This is a genomic window from Novosphingobium huizhouense, from assembly GCF_020179475.1.
GTDB classification, from domain to species: Bacteria; Pseudomonadota; Alphaproteobacteria; order Sphingomonadales; family Sphingomonadaceae; genus Novosphingobium; species Novosphingobium huizhouense.
Window position 1 is genome coordinate 771,298 of sequence record NZ_JAILXZ010000002.1, and the last position, 19,763, is coordinate 791,060.

Annotated in this window: 15 protein-coding genes; 5 read left to right on the top strand and 10 right to left on the bottom strand. The window is 69.9% G+C overall.

Annotated features, from left to right (window positions below):
* The first annotated feature begins 173 nt into the window (after nucleotides 1-173).
* Together K3A85_RS11895 and K3A85_RS11900 are read left to right on the top strand one after the other, a co-directional pair.
* Nucleotides 174-1,955, top strand: a complete 1,782-nt coding sequence (locus tag K3A85_RS11895) for a cation:proton antiporter domain-containing protein (RefSeq protein ID WP_225206714.1) — start codon at nucleotides 174-176, stop codon at nucleotides 1,953-1,955.
* A gap of 53 nt (nucleotides 1,956-2,008) precedes the next feature.
* On the top strand, nucleotides 2,009-2,179 hold the full coding sequence (locus tag K3A85_RS11900; RefSeq protein WP_225206715.1) for a hypothetical protein: 171 nt from the start codon (nucleotides 2,009-2,011) through the stop codon (nucleotides 2,177-2,179).
* A gap of 4 nt (nucleotides 2,180-2,183) precedes the next feature.
* On the opposite strand, the gene alaS is transcribed toward K3A85_RS11900, so the two are convergent.
* The 8 genes from alaS to smpB form a co-directional block, all read right to left on the bottom strand.
* Entirely contained in the window at nucleotides 2,184-4,904 is a 2,721-nt protein-coding gene (gene alaS, locus K3A85_RS11905) for an alanine--tRNA ligase (RefSeq protein WP_225206716.1), read from the bottom strand.
* Between the two features lie 49 nt (nucleotides 4,905-4,953).
* Nucleotides 4,954-5,889, bottom strand: coding sequence for a class I SAM-dependent methyltransferase (locus tag K3A85_RS11910; RefSeq protein WP_225206717.1), 936 nt, complete (start codon nucleotides 5,887-5,889; stop codon nucleotides 4,954-4,956).
* 583 nt (nucleotides 5,890-6,472) lie between these two features.
* Nucleotides 6,473-7,543 carry a recombinase RecA gene (gene recA / locus K3A85_RS11915; protein ID WP_225206718.1) on the bottom strand — a complete coding sequence of 357 codons (1,071 nt, stop codon included), beginning with the start codon at nucleotides 7,541-7,543 and terminating at the stop codon, nucleotides 6,473-6,475.
* A 227-nt stretch (nucleotides 7,544-7,770) separates the two neighbouring features.
* Nucleotides 7,771-8,556 carry a ZIP family metal transporter gene (locus K3A85_RS11920; protein WP_225206719.1) on the bottom strand — a complete coding sequence of 262 codons (786 nt, stop codon included), beginning with the start codon at nucleotides 8,554-8,556 and terminating at the stop codon, nucleotides 7,771-7,773.
* The gene (locus K3A85_RS11925) at nucleotides 8,553-9,521 is read right to left on the bottom strand and encodes a manganese catalase family protein (RefSeq protein ID WP_225206720.1); all 969 of its coding nucleotides are present in this window, start codon (nucleotides 9,519-9,521) and stop codon (nucleotides 8,553-8,555) included. Before K3A85_RS11925 ends, K3A85_RS11920 begins: the two co-directional genes overlap by 4 nt.
* A 161-nt stretch (nucleotides 9,522-9,682) precedes the next feature.
* Complete coding sequence (locus tag K3A85_RS11930; protein ID WP_225206721.1) at nucleotides 9,683-12,151, bottom strand: hybrid sensor histidine kinase/response regulator; 2,469 nt, start codon at nucleotides 12,149-12,151, stop codon at nucleotides 9,683-9,685.
* A 37-nt stretch (nucleotides 12,152-12,188) separates the two neighbouring features.
* Nucleotides 12,189-12,713 (bottom strand): DUF2062 domain-containing protein, encoded by a 525-nt coding sequence (locus K3A85_RS11935; RefSeq protein WP_225206722.1) that lies wholly within the window; start codon nucleotides 12,711-12,713, stop codon nucleotides 12,189-12,191.
* 243 nt (nucleotides 12,714-12,956) lie between these two features.
* Entirely contained in the window at nucleotides 12,957-13,445 is a 489-nt protein-coding gene (gene smpB, locus K3A85_RS11940) for an SsrA-binding protein SmpB (protein ID WP_225206755.1), read from the bottom strand.
* 153 nt (nucleotides 13,446-13,598) lie between these two features.
* Between smpB and K3A85_RS11945 the strand changes: the two genes are divergently transcribed.
* Both K3A85_RS11945 and K3A85_RS11950 read left to right on the top strand, forming a co-directional pair.
* Nucleotides 13,599-14,702, top strand: a complete 1,104-nt coding sequence (locus tag K3A85_RS11945) for a patatin-like phospholipase family protein (protein ID WP_225206723.1) — start codon at nucleotides 13,599-13,601, stop codon at nucleotides 14,700-14,702.
* A gap of 44 nt (nucleotides 14,703-14,746) precedes the next feature.
* On the top strand, nucleotides 14,747-15,529 hold the full coding sequence (locus tag K3A85_RS11950; RefSeq protein ID WP_225206724.1) for a 3-hydroxybutyrate dehydrogenase: 783 nt from the start codon (nucleotides 14,747-14,749) through the stop codon (nucleotides 15,527-15,529).
* A 21-nt stretch (nucleotides 15,530-15,550) separates the two neighbouring features.
* Here K3A85_RS11950 and K3A85_RS11955 read toward each other — a convergent pair whose 3' ends face one another.
* Both K3A85_RS11955 and dapA read right to left on the bottom strand, forming a co-directional pair.
* The gene (locus K3A85_RS11955) at nucleotides 15,551-16,279 is read right to left on the bottom strand and encodes a hypothetical protein (protein WP_225206725.1); all 729 of its coding nucleotides are present in this window, start codon (nucleotides 16,277-16,279) and stop codon (nucleotides 15,551-15,553) included.
* A 99-nt stretch (nucleotides 16,280-16,378) separates the two neighbouring features.
* Nucleotides 16,379-17,260, bottom strand: coding sequence for a 4-hydroxy-tetrahydrodipicolinate synthase (dapA, locus tag K3A85_RS11960; RefSeq protein ID WP_225206726.1), 882 nt, complete (start codon nucleotides 17,258-17,260; stop codon nucleotides 16,379-16,381).
* Nucleotides 17,261-17,370: 110 nt separating this feature from the next.
* Between dapA and K3A85_RS11965 the strand changes: the two genes are divergently transcribed.
* Nucleotides 17,371-19,395, top strand: coding sequence for a lytic transglycosylase domain-containing protein (locus K3A85_RS11965; protein WP_225206727.1), 2,025 nt, complete (start codon nucleotides 17,371-17,373; stop codon nucleotides 19,393-19,395).
* The last annotated feature ends 368 nt before the right edge of the window (nucleotides 19,396-19,763 follow it).

Here is a 19,763-nt window from a genome sequence, read left to right on the forward strand (position 1 = left end):
CCGCCGAAGGGTTCTTCCGATCGTGCGCAAGGGGCCGCAGTTTCGACTCCAGGACAGTGTAAACCCCGTAAACCCCCTCCCCCGGTCGAGGCCTTCAATTCAAACCGTTGCGCGGGGCTTTCCACCTCCCGCGAGGGGTACCCACCGCCGCCGCCCCCCGCTAGGCTTGCCCGATGGCCGGATCGATCGCACCCACCACCGCGCTCTCGGACGCGCTCGTCATCCTCGGCGCGGCGGGGATCGTCATTCCCGCCTTCGCCAGGCTGCGGATCACGCCGATCATCGGCTTCATCCTCGTCGGGCTCGCGGTCGGCCCCTACGGCCTCGGCGCGCTCGTCCCGCGCCATCCCTGGCTCTACCACGTCACCATTTCCGATCCGCACGCGATCGAACCCTTCGCCGAGTTCGGCATCGTGCTCCTCCTGTTCGAGATCGGGCTCGAACTGTCGTTCAACCGCCTGTGGGCGATGCGCCGGCTGGTCTTCGGGCTCGGCGCGATCGAGCTGCTGGTCGCCGCCCTCCTGCTCGGCCTCGCCCTGCGGCTGACCGGCGAGACCACCGCCGCCGCGCTCGGGCTCGGCCTCGCGCTCGCGCTATCCTCGACCGCGCTGGTGCTGCCGATCTCGGGAACGCAAGGTCCCGTCGGGCGCGCCGCGCTGTCGATGCTGCTGTTCGAGGACATCGCGCTCGTCCCCATCATCTTCCTCCTCGGCGCGATCGGGCCGATGGCGGCGGCGGGCGGGGCCCCGAGCCTCGTCGACACGCTGTGGAAGGGCGGGCTCGTCGTCCTCGTCCTGCTCGTCGCGGGCAAGCTGCTGCTGCCGCGCCTGTTCGCGCAGGCCGCCAAGACCAAGAGCCCCGAGCTGTTCCTTGCCGCGAGCCTGCTCGTCGTGATCGTCGCCGCGCTCGCCACCGGCGCGGTCGGCCTTTCGCCGATCATGGGCGCGCTGCTCGCCGGGCTGCTGATCGCCGAGACCGAATACCACGGCGAGGTCGAGGCGATCACCAAGCCGTTCAAGGGCCTCGCCCTCGGCGTGTTCCTCATCACCATCGGCATGGGCATCGACCTCGCCGTGGTCTGGCGCCAGTTCTGGCCGCTGCTCGCGGGCGTCGCCGGGGTGGTGCTGGTCAAGGCGCTGGTCACCACGCTCGCGCTGCGGTTCATGGGCACGCAGCGCGCGACCGCGCTCCACACCGGCATCCTGATGGCGAGCCCGAGCGAGACCACGCTGATCGTGCTCGGCACTGCCGCCCAGGCCGCGCTGATCGATGCCGAGACGGCGCAATACTGGCAAATCGTCACCGCCATCGGCCTCACCATCACCCCGCTGCTTGCGAGGCTCGGCGAGATCACCGGCGCCCGGGTCGCGCGCGCCGAGGGCCGCGCCGCCGACGTCGAGGTGGAGGAACCGGTGGGCGACCGTGCGGTGATCATCGGCTTCGGCCGCGTCGGCCGCCTGATCGGCGAGATGCTCAAGGCACACGACACGCCCTACGTCGGCATCGACAGCGATCCCGCGATGGTGCGCGAGGCGCGCGCGGCCGGAATGCCGGTGTTGTTCGGCAATATCGAGGCGGCGACGGTCGTCGACCGATTAGACCTCGACCATGCGCGCGCGCTGATCCTGACGATGGACGAACCGGTGCTGGTCTCGCGCATCGTGCGCAAGCTGCGCGCCCGCCGGCCGGACGTGCCGATCATCGTGCGCGCCCGCGACGCCGCGCACGCCGCCGAACTCTACCGCGCCGGGGCGAGCCACGCGGTGCCCGAAACGCTCGAAAGCTCGCTGCAGCTGTCGGAAGCCGTGCTCGTCGACCTCGGCGTGCCGATGGGCCCGGTGATCGCCTCGATCCACGAAAAGCGCGACGAACTGCGCCGCCAGATCATGGAAGACGGCGACCTCGACGCGCTCCCCCGGCTCAAGTCGTCGCGCCTGCGCGAACGGCAGGGCTGATCGCCCGGCACCACCCCGCCCTGCGCCCGTTATCCCTTCAAAGGAGAACGGCGATGACCCAGCCCGAAGGCAACCAGCCCAACCTCAACCCCGCCACCCAGGGCGACCAGCCCGACAAGGGCGCGATCAAGCGCCCGCAACAGACCGACCGCACGATGCGCGAAAAGGACCTGCCGCGCGGCAGCGAACCCGAAACGCGCGGCACGAGCGGCCGCCGGCAGTAGCGCCCTAGCCCGCCAGCACGCCCTTGGCCGCCGCGATCGCTTCGGCCGCCTTGCTGCCGTCGGGGCCGCCACCCTGCGCCATGTCGGGACGGCCGCCGCCGCCCTTGCCGCCCAGCGCTTCGACGCCGGCGCGGACGAGGTCGACCGCGCTCACCTTGCCGGCAAGGTCTTCGGTCACGGCGGCGGCGATGCTCGCCTTGCCGTCGTTGACCGCCACGATCACCGCCACGCCCGAGCCCATGCGCTGCTTGGCCTGGTCAAGCAGGCCGCGCAGTTCCTTGGGGTCCAGCCCTTCGAGCACTTGCCCCGAAAACTTCACGCCGCCCACGTCCTCGTCAGCAGCCGCAGCCGCCGAACCGCCGCCGCCCAGCGCCAGCGCCTTCTTCGCTTCGGCGAGCTCGCGCTCGAGCTTGCGGCGTTCGTCGAGCAGCGCGGCGACGCGCGCCTCCACCTCGTCGGGCGTGGTGCGCAGCAGGCTGGCGGTGCCCTTCAGCTTGTCCTCGCGATCGACCAGCCAGAGGCGCGCGCCTTCACCGGTCAGCGCCTCGATCCGGCGCACGCCCGAGGAGACGGCGCTTTCGCTCACGATCCGGAACACGCCGATGTCGCCCAGCGCGCTGACGTGGGTGCCGCCGCACAGTTCGACCGAGTAATGCCTGTCGGTCTGGCGGCCCATGCTGAGCACGCGGACTTCGTCGCCGTACTTTTCCCCGAACAGCGCCATCGCGCCCGCCTCGATCGCCTCGTCCGGGCTCATCAGGCGGGTGGTGACCGCCTCGTTCGCGCGGATTTCCGCGTTCACTTCGGCTTCGATCGCGGCGATGTCCTCCGCCGTCAGCGCGGTCGGCTGCGAGAAGTCGAAGCGCAGGCGATCGGCCGAAACCATCGAGCCCTTCTGCGTGACGTGGTGGCCCAGGCGATGGCGCAGCGCCGCGTGCAGCAGGTGCGTGGCCGAATGGTTGGCGCGCGTGGCATCGCGCCGTTCGACATCGACCGCCAGCAGCACAGCATCGCCGACCTTGACGGTGCCCGCTTCCACCTTGCCCTGGTGCGCGTGAAGGCGGCCCAGCGGCTTGGACGTATCGCCGATGACGATCTTCAGCCCTTCGTTGGTGGAGACCGTGCCGGTGTCGCCCATCTGGCCGCCGCTCTCGCCATAGAACGGGGTCTGGTTGGTGAGGATGATGACCTCTTCGCCAACGCCCGCCTCGGCCACTTCCTTGCCGTCCTTGACCAGCGCCACGACGACGCCTTCGCCGGTGGTGGCGGTGTAGCCGGTGAATTCGGTCGCACCGTGGCGTTCGGCAATGTCGAACCAGACTTCGCTGTCTGCCGCCTGCCCGCTGCCCTTCCACGCCGCGCGCGCCGCCGCCTTCTGCTGCGCCATCGCGGCGTCGAAGCCATCGCGATCGACTGAGATTCCTTCGGAACGCAAAGCGTCCTCGGTCAGGTCGTAGGGAAAACCATACGTGTCGTAGAGCTTGAATGCAATTTCGCCGGGCAACTCAAGCTTTCCCGCGTACGGTAGGTTGCTTGGATCTAACTCCATCAAAGGCACATCTACAGATGAGGTGCCCACGGAGAATTTTGCCCGAATCTTCGCGATCTCATGGGTTAGCAGAGACAAGCCGTTCGACAGCGTGCGGCGGAACTGCACTTCCTCGCGCAGCAGCGTTTCCTCGATCAGCGGCTGCGCGCGGCCCAGCTCGGGATAGGCCTGGCCCATTTCGGTGACCAGCGCGCCGACGAGGCGGTGCATCAGCGGGTCTTTCGCGCCCAGCAGGTGCGCGTGGCGCATGGCGCGGCGCATGATGCGGCGCAGGACATAGCCGCGGCCTTCGTTGCTCGGCAGCACGCCGTCAGCCAGCAGGAAGCTGGTGGAACGCAGATGGTCGGCGATCACGCGGTGGCTGGCGGTCTGCTCGCCTTCGGCCTTCACGCCGGTCAGGCTCTCGCTCGCGGCGATCAGCGCGCGGAACGTGTCGATGTCGTAATTGTCGTGTTCGCCCTGCATCACCGCGGCGATGCGCTCCAGGCCCATGCCGGTGTCGATGCTGGGCTTGGGCAGGTTGCCGACGATTTCGCCCGCCGCCTGCTCGAACTGCATGAACACCAGGTTCCAGATCTCGATGAAGCGGTCGCCGTCCTCGTCCGCAGATCCCGGAGGGCCGCCCCAGATGTGATCGCCGTGGTCGTAGAAGATTTCCGAGCACGGTCCGCACGGGCCTTCATCGCCCATCGCCCAGAAGTTGTCCTTGGTGGGGATGCGGATGATGCGGTCTTCGGAAAGCCCGGCGATCTTCTGCCACAGGCCGAAGGCTTCGTCGTCGGTGTGGTAGACGGTGACGAGCAGCTTGTCCTTGGGCAAGCCCCATTCGCGCGTCAGCAAGGTCCAGGCGTGGGTGATCGCCTGTTCCTTGAAATAATCGCCGAAGCTGAAATTGCCCAGCATCTCGAAGAAGGTGTGGTGGCGCGCGGTGTAGCCCACGTTGTCGAGATCGTTGTGCTTGCCGCCGGCGCGGACGCACTTCTGCGACGAGGTGGCGCGCGAGGTGGCGCGCGTTTCCAGCCCAGTGAACACGTTCTTGAACGGCACCATTCCGGCGTTGACGAACATCAGCGTGGGATCGTTGTAGGGGACCAGCGGCGCGGATTGCACGACCTCGTGCCCGGCCGAGCCGAAGTATTCGAGGAAGGAGCGGCGGATTTCGTTCGTCGATGTCATGGCACGCGAATTAGGCGAGCACTTGGCGCGGAACAAGCACGATTCATCGTCAAGTGTGATCGGCCGTGGCGGTCACCAGCCATGCGGCGGCGGGAAAGATCACCTGGCCTGCGGCGAGCCGCGAGCGGACGAGCGCGTCAAGCCGCGCTTCGAACGAGGCGCGGGCGGTGCGCGGCAGGTTGCGGATGGCGGCCGCCGCCGGCCCGATTCGCCGGAAGAAGGCCAGCGCATCCTCGACCGGCGCCTCGCCCGCGCCGGCGACATAGCTGAAATCGACCGGGGTTAGCGTGACCTCGCGCCAGTCGGCGAGCACGCGGCGGACGTGGTCGGGATCGGCGAAGGCGAAAGGCCCCGGAGGAACGCGGGGCGCCTGCTCCGTTTCGGAAGGTGGCGGAAAAGAGGACGGGGGCGGGGGCGGGGGCGGGGGCGGGGGCGGCGGGGGCAGCAGGCGCGCGATCTCGGCCGCCCAGGCGTTTTCGGCGGCCTTGCGGAAGCAGGTGAAGACGAGGCGCGCGCCCGGCGCGGCGATGGCGGCGAGATGGGCGAAGGCGGCGGCGGGATCGTCGAAGAACATCACCCCGTGGCGCGAGACGAGCAGGTCGGGCCGCCCGCCCCCGTCAATGCCATCATCGTCGCGCCCGCCCTCGTCGCGCCCACCCCCGTCGCGCCCCCCCTCGTCGCGCCAACACGCGGCGTCGCCTTCCTCGAACCGGAGATTGGCAAGGCCCTGCCCGCGTTCGCGCGCAACGGCGAGCAGCGGGGCGGACAGGTCGAGCCCGACGACGGTGGCATCGGGCCGCGCCCGCGCGAGCGACAGTGCGATCTCGCCCGCGCCGCAGCCGATATCGAGCACGCGGCGCGCCGGCACATCGGCGACCGCAGCGAGCAAGCGCGGGGTCAGCGCGGCGAACGAGCGGTCGGTGCGCCGCCATTCGGCGGCCCAGTTGGTTCCGACATTGCCCTGCCAATCGCCGGCGCTGGTCATGGTCGCGAATCTAGGCCTCCCGGCCGAGCGCGGCAAGCGCGGTTGTTTCCGCATCGGGCCGAGCGCAAGTCCCGGCGCAAGGCGCGGCAGGGAGCGGATGGGGCAAGGCCGATAGCAGCCCGCCTGCAGGCTGAGGGCAGGCGGACGTGCCGGTCTCAACGAACGCGCGCCACTCCGTTTCTCCTGAGCTTGTCGAAGGACTGCCCTTGCTCTTCGGGCCGTGCGCTCCGTCGCAAGGCCAAGGGCAGCCCTTCGAAAGGCTCAGGGCATGCGGGACGTGCCGGATCCAACGAACGCGCACCACTCCGTTTGTCCTGAGCCTGTCGAAGGACTGTCCTCGTTCTGCGGGCCATGCGCTGCATTGCAAGGCGGAGGGGCAGCCCTCCGGCAGGCTCAGGGCAAGCGGGGTTGTACGGGAGGGCGCGGAAAATTGTCCGTCGCGCCTTTTCGAACCTGGCGAGGCGGCCGCATTCTGCGCGGAAAATGCCCCGGAACGGCCGAAGGCGGCGCGTTCCGCCCGGGGAACGCGCCGCCCTTTGGTTCGGCAGTGGGCGGCGCTGCTGCGCGCGCCCTGCCCTGAAGATCAGATGTCGTCGTCCGCGTCCGGACCCGCCATCAGACCTTCGGAGACCTGCTCGGTGCGGCTGCGGATCGCAGCTTCGAGCCGGTCGCAAACGTCCTTGTTCTCGCGCAGGTAGTTCTTCGCGTTCTCGCGGCCCTGCCCGATACGGATGCTGTCGTAGCTGAACCAGGATCCCGACTTCTCGACGAGCCCGGCCTTGACCCCGAGGTCAAGGATCTCGCCGATCTTCGAGATGCCCTCGCCGTACATGATGTCGAACTCGACCTGGCGGAACGGCGGCGCGACCTTGTTCTTGACCACCTTGACGCGCGTGGCGTTGCCGGTGATCTCGTCACGATCCTTGATCTGTCCGGTGCGGCGGATGTCGAGGCGGACCGAGGCGTAGAACTTGAGCGCGTTGCCGCCGGTGGTCGTCTCGGGGTTGCCGTACATCACGCCGATCTTCATGCGCAGCTGGTTGATGAAGATGACCATGCAGCGCGAGCGGCTGATCGAGCCGGTCAGCTTGCGCAACGACTGCGACATCAGCCGGGCCTGGAGGCCGACGTGGCTGTCGCCCATCTCGCCCTCGATCTCGGCGCGCGGCACGAGCGCGGCGACCGAATCGACCACCAGCACGTCGATCGCGTTCGAGCGCACCAGCGTGTCGGTGATCTCGAGCGCCTGTTCGCCGGTGTCGGGCTGCGACACGATCAGGTTGTCGATGTCGACGCCCAGTTTCTTGGCGTAGACCGGATCGAGCGCGTGCTCGGCATCGACGAAGGCCGCGGTGCCGCCGTTCTTCTGCGCCTCGGCGATCACGTGCAGCGCGAGCGTGGTTTTCCCTGAGCTTTCCGGCCCGTAGACTTCGATCACGCGGCCGCGCGGCAGCCCGCCGACGCCCAGCGCGATGTCGAGACCCAGCGATCCGGTCGAGATCGCCTCGATCTGCATCGTCTCCTTCTGGCCGAGCCGCATGGCCGAGCCCTTGCCGAATGCCCGGTCGATCTGGGCCAGGGCCGCATCGAGCGCCTTCTGACGGTCCATGTCCTTGTCTTTGCCTTCCTGAATGAGCTTGAGCTGCGCCGCCATGGCTTTGCTTCCCCTTGCCTAAAGATGGCTCCCACGAACCGTCAACACTGGCTTTGTATGCATTTTGTTCTCATGGAACAAGAGGGGAACGAAAATTTCTCGCCATTTTCGCGCAGTTTCGCCGCAAGCCTCGGTCGCGGCGCGATTTTCGCGGGCGTTGCAGTTGCCGGGCGCGATGGAAAGCGGCGCGGCTTTTCCACCGTTTCGTTCCATCTTGGCAGCATTCCTCAGGCAAACGCGGTGTCGAGCACCAGCATCAGCACGAGCCCTGCGAAGAACGCGGCAAGGCCGTGCCCGCGCCGGCCTTCGCCCGCCACTTGCGGAAGGATGTGGTCGGCCACGATCAGCAGCATCGCGCCCGCCGCCGCGCCGAGGCCCCAGGGCAGCACCGCCGCGACCTGCGTGACCAGCAACGCCGCGCCCAGGCCCGCAACCGGCTCGACCAGGCCCGAGGCGGCGCCGCCGGCAAAGGCGCGCATCCGCCCCTGCCCGGCCGCGAGCAGCGCGCACGACACCGCAAGGCCCTCGGGCAGGTTCTGCGTGCCGATGCCGATGGCGGTTGCAAGGCCCGCCTCGGTGCCGTCGGCAAAGCTCATGCCCACCGCGGCGCCTTCGGGAATGTTGTGGAGCGTGATCGCCAGAACCAGCAGCCGCACCGGTGGCGGCAGGCTGTTGCGCCCCCCGGCGGGCGTGCAGTCGCCGGGCGCCGATACGTGCTCGGGCGCGGGCAGATGCCGGCCGAGCAGCGCGAGCAGGCCCGCGCCTGCGGCCACCGCGCCCGCCACCGCCAGCGCGGCTCCCACCTGCCCGTAGCTCTGCGTCCGCGCCAGCGCGATGCCCGGCGCGATCAGCGAGAAGAACGCTGCGGCGATCATCACTCCGCCGGCAAAGCCCAGCAGCATTTCCTGCCGCCGGACGTGGGGCCGCGCCATGCCGAGCACGGGCGCCGCGCCGAACCCGGTCGCGACGCCCGTGGCAAGGCTCGCCAGCGCGCCGGCGAGAAGCGGCGTCACTGCTCCTGGGCAGGCGGGGTCATCGCGGCGGCCATCTGCCGCGCCTGCGCGATATCGCTGGCGCCGCCGAGGTCGCGGTCCTGCACCCGCCCGGCTCCCGGCCCCGCGCCCAGTTCGACCCCGGTCACCGGGTCCTGCGCAAGGTTCGAGCCGAGCCGCGCCTTCATCGCTTCGCCGGTTTCGGCCTCGGCCGCATCGAGGCCCACGCTCGCCTGCCCGTCGCCGCCGTCGACCGGCAGGTTGCCCGCGATGTCGTCGAGCTTCTGCCACTGCGCGCCGCTGTTCCACGGCCCCGTCGCATCGCCCTCGCCCTGCGAGGTGTTGACGTAGAGGTTGGCATAGGCCTCGACCCCCGGCAGCTTGCCCGGCGGGAAGTTGTCGGCGATCGAGTAAAGCGCCTTCTCGAAGCTCTTCTGGTGCGCCACCTCGCGCGTCATCAGGAAGCCGAGCGCATCCTTGATCCCGGGATCGTCGGTGATGTTGATCAGCCGCTCGTAGATGATCTTGGCGCGGCTTTCGGCGGCGATGTTCGAACGCAGGTCGCAGGTCGGATCGCCGCGGCTGTCGATATAGGCCGCGGTCCACGGCACGCCCGAGCTGTTGGTCAGCGACGGACCGCCGCCATAGAGCAGCGACTGGGTGTGGCTGTCGCCGCCGGCGTTGATCGCCATGTAGAGGTCGGCTTCCTCCATCGCGGCTTCCGACAGCGCGCCCTTCACGCCCTTGTTGAGCATCGCCACGATCGAGCCGATCACCTCGAGGTGGCTCAGTTCCTCGGTGGCGATGTCGAGCAGCATGTCCTTGCGGCCCGGGTCGTCCTCGGCGAGCCCTTGCGTGAAGTAGCGCATCGCCGCGGCAAGCTCGCCGTCGGGGCCGCCGAACTGTTCGAGCAGGAGCGAGGCGAGCGCCGGGTTGGGCTCGGCGACGCGCACGGTGTATTGCAGGCGCTTGTTGTGCATGAACATGGGTCGTGGCTCCCTGGCCGGAAGGACGCCCGGGGCGGCAGGCGATGCCGTCCGGGCCCATGCCAAGGTAAAGGGCCGGTCGCCCGCCCGTTCCGCTCTTTCATAACGAAATCATGCACTTGCCCCCACCACGCCCCGGGCGCGGGACGAGGCGAGTGGGTTCAATCGCCGCGAAGCACGTCCTCCACCGCCGCGACGATCTGCGCGACGCTGAAGGGCTTGGCGAGGAAGTGCATGTTGGGGATGTCGATCTCGCGGCGCAGCTGTTCCTCGGCATAGCCCGACATGAACAGGATCGGCATGTCGGCGCGGATGCGGCGGATCTCGCGCGCCATGGTCGGGCCGTCCATGCTCGGCATGACCACGTCGGAGAGCACCATGTCGACATCGCCGCCGCCGGCGATGATCCGGCCCAAGGCCTCGAGGCCTTCCTCGCCGTCGGCGGCGGTGGTCACCTCGTAGCCCTGGCGCACCAGCGCGCGCTCGGCGACGGCGCGGACGGTGTCCTCGTCCTCGACCAGCAGAACGCGCCCGCCGCCGCTCCATTCGCTGCGCCGCCCTTCGATCCGCGGCCGCGCTTCCTCGGCCTCCTCGGCGGGGTCGGGCACGTGGACCGGCAGGTAGATGGTGAAGCGCGTGCCCTTGCCCACCTCGCTCGTGGCGAAGATGAAGCCGCCCGACTGCTTGACGATGCCGTAGACGGTCGACAGGCCGAGCCCGGTGCCCTTGCCCTTTTCCTTGGTGGTGAAGAACGGCTCGAAGATCTTGCCGATCACCGCCGGCTTGATGCCGTGGCCGGTATCCTCGACCACCAATGCGGTATAGTCGCCGATCGGCAGGATCTCGCTCTTCATCGCGCGCACGTCGGCCGCGGTGACGCGCCGGGTCATCAGCCGCAGCGTGCCCCCGCCCTTGACGTCGGCCATGGCGTCGCGCGCGTTCACCGCCAGGTTGAGCAGGACCTGCTCGAGCTGCACCGGGTCGGCGCGGACGAAGCCGAGATCGCGGTCGTGGCTGACCTCGAGGCTGATCTTCTCGCCGAGCAGGCGCTTGAGCAGGGTCGAGACTTCGGCGACGACGTCGGGCAGCTGCAGCACTTCGGGGCGCAGCGTCTGCTGGCGCGAGAAGGCGAGCAGCTGGCGGGTCAGCGAGGCCGCGCGGTTCGAATTGGCCTTGATCTGCTGGATGTCGTCGTAATCGCTGTCGCCCGGGGTGTGGCGCATCAGCATGAGGTCGCAATAGCCGATGATCGCGGTCAGCACGTTGTTGAAATCGTGCGCCACGCCGCCGGCGAGCTGGCCCACCGCCTGCATCTTGGTCGCCTGCGCGATCTCGCGCTTGAGCCGGGTTTCCTCGGTCGAGTCCTTGAGGCTGAGCAGCACCGCGCCTTCGCCCAGGCCCCGCACCGCCGCCATGTTGAGCGAGACCGGCTCGTCGGGCGCGGCGCGCAGCCGCACCGCGACGTCGCCCGAGGTCGGCGCCCCTTGCGCATAGCGGCGCACCGCGTCGGCAAGCGCGCCCTTGTCCTCGCGGATCACAAGGTCCGAAGGATAGGGCGGCGGCTGGACCGGATCGTCGTGGCCGGCCGCGCGCAGGAAGGCGCGGTTGGCGAACAGGAAGCGCCCGTCGCGGTCGGTCATGGCAAGGCCCAGCGGCAGCCGCGCGAGCAGCGCCTCGACCTGCGGCAGGCCCGCGCGCGGGTCACCGATCCCGCCCTGGTCGTCGAGCAGCAGGAACAGCGACGGCACCGTCGCCGGATCGACCGCGCCCGCGCCGTCGGGATCGGTCACCGGCAGGTGGACGAAGCGCACCACCGCGCCCTTGGCGCCTTCGCTGGCGTAGAAGATGCGCTCGTGCTCGTCCGAACAGAACCACGAGACGAAATCGGTGCCAACGAGGTCGGCGGTCTCGCGCCCCGAGGCGCGCGCGCAGAACGCGGCGTTGGCGGCGAGCACCTGCCCGTCGGGCGCGACCAGCGCGAGCGGCAGCCCTTCGCGCGCGGCGATCCGGCCCGGCTTGCCCGCGACCTGGCCGGCGACCAGCGCCACCAGGTCCTCGCGCAGCGCGGGCACGAAGCGCCAGACAAGGTGGTTCTCGCCCCGCCCGGCGCGGCGCACGTCGAGCGCGAGCGGCCCCGGCAGCGCGGCGATCGCGTCGATCCGCGCGGCGCCGTCGCGCCAGGCGGCGCGGGCCGCGTTCTCGATCGCGGCCTGGGTCGCGGGGTCGAGCGGCAGGCTGGGCGGTGCGACGTGGGCGTCGAACCATTCGGAATAGCGCGTGCCGGCGCAGACCAGCCGCCCGGCGCGGTCGGTGATGGCGATCGCCTCGTCCGGCCGGTCGATCGCGGCGAAGGTCACCGACCAGTCGGGCGCGGCGAGTTCGACCGCTTCGGGTTCGGGGCGCAGCCGCAGCACGGTGAAGACCAGACCGCCGATCAGCAGGAAGCCGAGCAGGAAGGCGATGGCGACGACGATATCGCGCGTCGCCCAGCCGAGCAGGCCCGCGCTGAGCGCGACGCCGAGGCCGAGCGCGATCGCCTCGCGCCAGGGAAACGCGCGCGCCGCCGCCGAGCCGGCGGGCGAGGCCGCGCCGGCATCGCCGGGGATCAGCCGGTCCTCGCCGCCGCTCACGCGCGGGTCCGCCGGGTGCGAGCAGACCTGCCGCGCGTCATTCGGGAAAGTCCCGCGCCTGCGCGCGCAGCAGCCGCGAACGGCGCTTGTGCGCGGTCCACCAGCGCCAGCCGATCGCGGTGACGACATAGCCGACCGCGGCGCTGGCGAGCGCGATCACGCCCAGCCCGACGACCAGCGAGGGCGCGGCGTCGGTGCCGAACCAGGCGAGCCATTCGCCCGGCCCCGCCCCCTTCGAGACGAGCGCGGTCACGGTCGAGAGGTCGGCGTGGAAGCCGAACTTGTTGCCCACCCAGATCGCGCCGGGAAGGAACACGAACAGCGTCGTCGGCGGGATCGAGATGAAGGTCATCAGCGCCGCGATCGGGATGTTACCGCGAAACGGCAGGCACATCAGCGCCGCGCCGATGATCTGGACGCCGGGGATCATCGCGAAGATGCCGATGAACAGCCCCACCGCCACGCCGCGCGGCACCGAACGCCGGGTGAAGCGCCACAGTTCGTGCCGCGCGGCGAGCGGGCGTGCGAGCGGCATGCGCTCCATCTGTTCGCGGGTGGGCATGTTGGCCCGGGCCCAATTGGCGATTCTCGTCTGCATCTCGTATCCGCAAGGCTTAGCGGCCCGCCATCGTCCCGTCACGGAACGATTGCGCCGCCATCGACCCGCCATGGCTAACCGCGCAAGGCTTTCCTCGCGGTGAAGCGCCGCAGGGCCATCGCCCGTAAGCGGCTCGCGAGGCCGAAGCGGCTCCGCAAGTGCCCCGGGAGCAGGTCCGCAGCAGATCCGCGGCAGGCCCGCCGCGGCTTATTCCTTGCCGTGCTCGCGCATGATCCGCGCCTTGTCGCGCTTCCAGTCGCGGTCCTTGATCGTGGCGCGCTTGTCGGCGGCGTTCTTGCCCTTGGCGAGCGCGAGTTCGACCTTGGCGCGGCCGCGCCCGTTGAAGTAGATCGACAGCGGCACCAGGGTCATGCCCTTGCGTTCGACCGCGCCGTGGAACTTGGCGATCTCGCGCTCCTTGAGCAGCAGCTTGCGCGGCCGGCGCGGCACGTGGTTGAAGCGGTTGCCGTGGCTGAATTCGGGCACGTTCGAATTGACCAGCCAGACTTCGCCGCCCTTCACTTCGGCATAGGATTCGGCGATCGAGCCTTCGCCGAAGCGCAAGCTCTTCACCTCGGTGCCGGTCAGCGCGATGCCCGCCTCGTAGACGTCCTCGATGTAGTACTCGAACCGCGCGCGGCGGTTTTCGGCGACGATCTTCTTCTTGTCGAAGGCAGCGGGAACGGGACGGGCCATGGTCGAGGCCATGTAGGGTGCGGATGGGCAAAAGGAAAGGCGCAGCCTGTCGTCGGCCGTCATGGCGCAAGTTTCATGAAACCCGTCTTGCGCTTTTCACGTTGCAGTGCACAAAACAGCCGCGCCGCGTCCCCTCATGCGCCGGAGAATCTCGTGACCGACGGACCCGATGGCGAAACCTGCGTCCTCGTGCTGCAGGGCGGCGGCGCGCTCGGCGCCTACCAGGCCGGGGTGTTCGAGGCGCTCGCGGCCGGCGGCCACATGCCGGCCTGGGTTGCAGGGATTTCGATCGGCGCGGTCAATGCAGCGCTCATCGCCGGCAATCCGCCCGAGCGGCGCGTGGGCGCGCTGCGCGCGTTCTGGCAGCGCGTCTCGAGCCGGGTGCCCTTCCCCTCGCCGGTCGCCGACGGCTGGGGGCGGCGGCTGTTCAACGAAGCGGCGGCGGCCACCGTCGCGCTCAGCGGCATCCCCGGCTTCTTCACCCCGCGCGTGGTCCCGCCGTGGCTCGAACTGCCCGGCTCGCCCGGCGCGATCAGCCTCTACGACACCGATCCCTTGCGCGGGACGCTCGAGGAACTGGTCGATTTCGACCTGCTCAACGACGGACCGGTGCGTTTCAGCGTGGGCGCGGTCAACGTCCTGACCGGCAACTTCGTCTATTTCGACAACCGCGAGCGCCGCATCGGACCCGAGCACGTGATGGCGAGCGGCGCGCTGCCGCCCGGCTTTCCGCCGGTCATGATCGACGGCGAGCCCTACTGGGACGGCGGCATCGTCTCCAACACCCCGCTGCAGCAGGTGCTCGACCAGCGCGGGAGCGAGCCCATGCTGGTGTTCCAGGTCGACCTGTTCAGCGCGCGCGGCATGATGCCGCGCGGGCTGGCCGAAGCCGCGCAGCGCGAAAAGGACATCCGCTTTTCCAGCCGGACGCGGATGAACACCGATCTCAGCAAGCGGATCGAGGCCCTCGAAGCCGCCGCCGCGCGCCTTGCCGCCCGCCTGCCCGACAGCTTCGCCGACGACCCCGACCTTGCCATGCTGACCGCCCGCGCCTGCGATGGCCCGGTCACGATCCTCCACCTGATCAATCGCGCGGAGGACTATGAAAGCCAGGGCAAGGACTACGAATTCTCGCGCATGACGGTCGAAGGCCACTGGCAGTCGGGCAAGGCCGACGTCGAGCGCTCGTTCGCCAGCCAGCGCTGGAAGCACCGCGTGCGCCCCTCGCGCGGGATCGTCACGCTCGATCTCGCCTAACCATTTTCCCCCGGGAATTTCCCTCAAGAACCGGAGCCAACCCCATGAACCTCGAAGGCAAAGTCTCGATCGTCACCGGCGCCGCCAGCGGCATCGGCCTCGCCATCGCGCACCGCTATGCCGACGCCGGCGGCAAGGTCGCGATCGCTGACCTCAAGCTCGATGCGGCGCAGGCCGCGGCCGAGGCGATCAACGCGCGCCACCCCGGCGCTGCGCTCGCCGTGGCGATGGACGTGACCAGCGAGGAGCAGGTCGATGCCGGCGTCGCGCAGGTCGTGGCGCAATGGGGGACGGTCGACGTGCTCGTCTCGAACGCCGGCATCCAGATCGTGAACCCGGTCGAAGCCTTCGCCTATGCCGACTGGAAGAAGATGCTGGCGATCCACCTCGACGGCGCCTTCCTCACCAGCAAGGCGGTGCTGCCGCACATGTACCGCCAGGGGTCGGGCTCGGTGATCTTCATGGGCTCGGTCCATTCGAAGGAAGCGAGCCCGCTCAAGAGCGCCTATGTCACCGCCAAGCACGGACTGCTCGGCCTGTCGCGGGTGATCGCCAAGGAGGGCGGCGCCAGGGGCGTGCGCTCGAACGTGATCTGCCCGGGCTTCGTGCGCACCCCGCTGGTCGACAAGCAGATTCCCGAACAGGCGAAAGAGCTGGGCATCAGCGAGGAGGAGGTCGTGAAGAAGGTCATGCTCGGCCAGACCGTCGATGGCGAATTCACCACCGTCGAGGACATCGCCGAACTGGCCCTGTTCTTCGCCGCCTTCCCGTCGAACGCGCTGACCGGCCAGTCGCTAACCGCCAGCCACGGCTGGTCGATGACCTGAACCGCGCCTGAGGCGGGTGCGTCAGTCGGCGAACCCGCCGTTGGCCCAGTCGAGCTGGGTCAGCTCGAGCGGCGGCGGGCGGTCGACGGTCAGCTGGAAGCGCCGCTCGCCGCTGCCCAGCCGCGAGACCGCGTGGCAGAAGGCGGTCTGGCGCACGCTGCGGTCCTGGATAAGCTGGTAGGTGGCGACGCCGACCACCGCCGGGCGCCAGCGCGGATGGCGCGGCGCGGCGGCGATCTCCTCGGCCGAGACCCGCACCTCGACCACGCGCTCGTGGCTGTCCTGCGGCAGCAGCATGCGCCCTCGCAGCTCGTTGGGGCGGCGATGGCGCGCGGCGAAATCGCGCAGCGCGACCGGCGCCTGCGCCGCATCGACCACCAGCGCGGCGCTGGCATGGACCGCGATCGCCGGCGAGGAGCCGATGTTGCGCATGCGGATCGCCACCCGCACCGTCGCGCCGCCGTCCTCGAGATGGACCACCGGCCCCGCCAGCTGCACGTCGACGTGGAGCCAGGCGCGCTCGCTCGAGATCATCGCCTCGCGCGCGAGGTCGGCGCTGCGCCGCGACTGGCGCGCCGCCTCGGCGGCGAAGCGCGCCGCCGCCACCGCGGTCACCAGCGTGCCGAGGCCCGTCACCCCCGACAGCGCGAAGGCATAAGTCTGCAGGCGCATCATCGCGAGTTCGGCGGCGTTGAATTCGGCCGGGATCGCCGCGCCCAGCGGCGACATCCAGATGAACACGCCGAACATCAGCGCAAGCACGGCAAGACAGGCCAGCCATATCGGTCTTTGCCGGACGATCCGCATGGTTTGCCCCCCTTGCCCCGTCTCGTGTCGCGTGGGTTCGGCTCAGACCAGCCCGGCGTGCTCCAGCGCCGCGTCGACCGCCCTGCGCGCCGCCTCGCTGCAGGGCACGAGCGGCAGGCGCAAGTCCTCGGTCAGCCAGTCGTGGACGCGGGTCAGCGCGTATTTGAGCGGGCCGGGCGAGGCATCCTCGAACATCGCGTAGTGCAGCGGGTAGAGCTTGTCGTTGAGCTCGCGCGCGCGGACGAGATCGTTGTCGGCGCAGGCCTGCTGGAAGTCGGCGCAGAGCCTGGGCGCCACGTTCGCGGTCACCGAGATGCAGCCGACCGCGCCCGCGGCGTTGGCGGGCAGCGCCAGCTCGTCGTCGCCCGAAAGCTGGCAGAAATGCTTGCCGATGCCCATGCGGTGATCGGTCACGCGCGACAGGTCGCCGCTCGCGTCCTTGATCCCGACGATCCGCTCGGGGAAGCGCTTGGCGAGTTCGCACACCGTCTCGGGCAGGATGTCGGTCACCGTGCGGCCGGGCACGTTGTAGAGCACGATCGGCAGGTCGATGTGCTCGGCAAGGTAGCTGAAGTGGGCGATGATCCCCGCCTGGCTCGGCCGGTTGTAGTAGGGCGCGACGCAGAGCGCGGCCTGCGCGCCGCACTTCTTGGAAAAGGTCATGTGCAGCAGCGCGTTCATCGTGTCGTTGCTGCCGCATCCGGCGATCACCGGCACCCGGCCCGCCGCCTGCTCGACGCAGACCTCGATCACGCGGTGGTGCTCGGCGTTCGACAGGGTCGAGGCCTCGCCGGTCGTGCCGCACGGGACCAGCGCCGCCGAACCGTTCTCGATCTGCCAGTCGACCAGCCGGCGGAACGCCTTCTCGTCGAACGCTCCGTCGCGAAAAGGAGTCACCAGAGCCGGAATTGAGCCGGAAAACATGGACTTTCACCTTCAAAGTGCCGCATGATCGGTCCACGGCACTGTTCAGTGCCGGATCGGCGACGGGGCCTCATCATCATTCAGCGCCTGATAAGGACGCGTGGCATAGGATGTCCAGCGTGGACGTGAAAGCTGTCATTCGCAAGTTGCTGCTCGGCGCCGCGATGCTGCCGGGGCTCGCCGCCTCGGTCGCCTGCCACGCGAGCGAGGGGAGCACCAGCGATGTCGACGCCAGCGCCTGGGACCGCGCCCGCGCCCAGCTCGTCGCGCAGGCGCAAGGGCCGATGGCGCAGGCGATCGACCGCTGGAAGCTGCTGACCAGTTCGAACCGCTTTTCTTTCAACGACTATGCCGGCTTCGTGCTGTCCTACCCGCGCTTCCCCGAAGAGGAGCGCCTGCGCCGCTATGCCGAAGCCGCGCTCGAGCGCGAGTTCGCCGACCCCTCCACGCTGGTCGCCTTCTTCGACCGCCAGCCGCCGCTGACCAACCCCGGCCGCGCGCAATACGCCCTCGCGCTCAAGGCGCTCGGCCGGCCCGACGCGGCGCAGGTCGCGCGCGCCGCCTGGCGCGGCGGGGCGATGAGCGACATGGCCGAGGCGACGATCCTTGCCGCCTATGGCACGCAGTTCTCCCAGGCCGACCACGACGCGCGGATGGACGCGCTGCTCTGGGCCGGCGCCACCGCGCAGGCGCAGCGCGAGCTGGCGTGGATCTCGCCCGCGCGCAAGGCGATCGACGGCGCGCGCCTCGCCGCGCTGCAGGGGCTCGATCCCTATGGCGTGGCCGCCGGGGTCCAGCCGCAGGCGCTCAATTCGGACCCCGGCTTCCTGTTCGCGGTAGCCCGCCAGCTGCGCAAGTCGGGCCAGGGCGCGGCGGCGCAGTCGCTGCTGGCGAACCGCCTGCCGCTCAGCCGCAAGCCGCTCGACCGCGAGAAGTGGGTCGAGGAGCTGCTGATGAACGCGCGCGGCGCCGCCACCTCGGGCGATCCGCGCGCGGCGGTGCGCATCGCCTCGGCCATCGACGATGCGTTCGATCCGGGCGAGGACGTCAGCCAGACCGCCTATGGACTGCGCGACGACTACACCTCGCTGATGTGGCTCGGCGCGACGCAGGCGCTGTGGAGCATGGGCGACGGCAACCAGGCCGCGCCGCTGTTCTACCGCTACGGCGCCGCCGCGCGCACGCCCGGCACCCGCTCGAAGGGCTTCTACTGGGCCGGCCGCGCGCTGGCGCAGGCGGGGCGCGCCAGCGACGCCAACAGGTATTTCGAACTGGCCGCCCAGTATTCCGACCAGTTCTACGGCCTGCTCGCGCTCGAACGGCTCGGCCGCCCGGTGCCGCGCTTCGCCCGCGATTCCGACGCCCAGGCGACCCCGGCCGAGCGCGCCGCCTTCGCCGCCGCGCCGCTGACGCAGGCGGTGCGCGAAGTCGCGCGCGAGGCCGACTGGCGCACCAGCGTGCGCTTCTTCAAGGAGATCGCCGAGCAACAGCAGAGCGAGGGCCAGCACATGCTCGTCGCCGAACTCGCGCGCAGCCTCGGCCGGCGCGATCTCGGCGTCATCGTGGGCCAGGCCGCAGGGGCGCGCGGCTACCTCGATTTCCAGCACATCGCCTTCCCGCTGGTGACCGTGCCGCCGGGCAGCGAGAGCGGCTGGACCGGGATCCACGCGATCGCCCGGCAGGAAAGCCAGTTCGCGCAGAACGCGCTGAGCCATGCCGGCGCACGCGGCCTGATGCAGCTGATGCCCGGCACCGCCAACGAACAGGCGGGCAAGCTCGGCCTTGCCTACGACACCAGCCTGCTGACGCAGGACGCCGGCTACAACATCCAGCTCGGCAATGCCTATTTCCAGCGCATGCTCGCTTACTTCGGCGGCTCCTGGCCGCTCGCCGTCGCCGCCTACAACGCGGGCGCGGGCAACGTGAACAAGTGGCTGCGCGCCAACGGCGACCCGCGCACCGGCGGCGTGGCCTGGGTCGACTGGATCGAGCGCATTCCGCTGTCGGAAACCCGCAACTACGTCCAGCGCGTGCTCGAGAACGCGGTGGTCTACGAAGCGATGAACCCCGACAAGGCAAGCTACCGCGGCCCCAACCCGCTGAGCCACTTCCTCGGCAAGACCCAGCCCGGCTGAAGCCGCGCGCGGGATTCCCAGAAAAGCGCAGAGTTCACGCAGAGAGAGGCCTGCCGCCCCATCCTCCCCTGCAAGGGGAGGGGGACCACCCGCAGGGTGGTGGAGGGGGTATCGGCCCCGCGCCAGCCCTAGAAGAACAAGGACGATCCTTCGACAAGCTCAGGATGGGCGGAGTTGGCAGGCCAGCCCGTGCCCCGAGCCCCCCGGATGGACGGGCCAGGAGACCAACGCCAGCCCCAAACCCGCCCGCCCTGAGCCTGTCGAAGGGCCGCCCTTCCTTCAGCACAACCCCCGAAGCCCCCCGCACCCCGCGCCGCATCCGCAAGGCCAAAGCCGGAAGACGTCCCGGGAGCGCGAGGGGCCCTGCC